Annotated in this window: 2 protein-coding genes; both read left to right on the top strand. The window is 36.0% G+C overall.

The features are described 5' to 3' along the window. Nucleotides 1–107 precede the first annotated feature (107 nt). Entirely contained in the window at nt 108–524 is a 417-nt protein-coding gene (locus AX663_RS08965) for a DUF805 domain-containing protein (protein WP_049545893.1), read from the top strand. 97 nt (nt 525–621) lie between these two features. After that, nucleotides 622–1,020, top strand: coding sequence for a DUF805 domain-containing protein (locus AX663_RS08960; RefSeq protein ID WP_049545894.1), 399 nt, complete (start codon nt 622–624; stop codon nt 1,018–1,020). Nucleotides 1,021–1,064: the final 44 nt, after the last annotated feature.

Genomic DNA, 1,064 nt, shown 5'->3' with positions numbered 1-1,064 from the left:
AACAATAATAATGACTTAACAGCCTTGCTAGGCTGTTTTTTAGTTGATTTGTCAATCTTCCCTTCTCTTGCTATACTGGGAGTATCATAAAAAAGTGGGATTTTATTATGATTGAAGCCTACAAAAAATTTTGGAAGGGCTATGTAGATTTTAAGGGACGTTCAACGCGTTCAGATTATTGGCTTAATGTTCTTGCGCAATGCTTGGTTTATTTATTGTTTAGTTTCTTACTCATACTAATCATGATTTTAGGAGGAGACTCCTCTACGTATACATCTGATCCATATAGTTTTCAAATGATTTTGGTCTATATTGTAGTGTTAGGAATTGGAGTCTATGCGTTGGCCTCACTTGTACCATCCATTGCAATCATAGTACGTCGTTTACGAGATGCAGGTTACCACTGGGCCTTGATATTCCTATCGCTAATTCCATATCTTGGTGGTTTTATTATTTTTATCTTAACCTTACAACCAACAAAGGTAGAAGTAGCGTTTAATAATTTCAATAACCCACAGCAATAAAAGTGCTTAGCAGCCTTATAGGCTGCTCCTTAGTCAATTTGCCAGAAGACCGGTCTTTTGGTATAGTAGTATTATCAAAAAATGAGGAGATTTTATTATGATCGAAGCTTATAAGAAGTTTTGGAAGGGCTACGTAGATTTTGAGGGACGTTCAACACGTTCAGATTACTGGTTTGCATATTTGGCAAATATGTTAACTGTCGTTGCTTTTTATGTGTTGTTAGCAGTATTTGGAGGAATTGCAGGTGCAACTGATTCAAGCTTTTTAGCTGTTATTTCACTTATCCTACTACTTATCTTTTTTGCCTATGGTATTGCTGCGTGTTTACCTGGTATTGCTGTAACTGTTCGTCGTTTGCGTGATGCTGGCTACAATTGGCCGTATATTTTTGTTGCATTTATCCCATTTGTAGGTGGTATTATCTTAATTGTGTTGTTGTGTAAACCAACTAAGGTTGAGTATCCATTCAACATCTTCAATAACCCACAACAATAATAATGACTTAACAGCCTTGCTAGGCTGTTTTTTAGTTGATTTGT

The sequence above is a fragment of the Streptococcus sp. CCH8-H5 genome, from assembly GCF_001556505.1.
Taxonomy (GTDB): Bacteria; Bacillota; Bacilli; order Lactobacillales; family Streptococcaceae; genus Streptococcus.
This window is presented reverse-complemented; position numbering and strand designations above follow the sequence as displayed.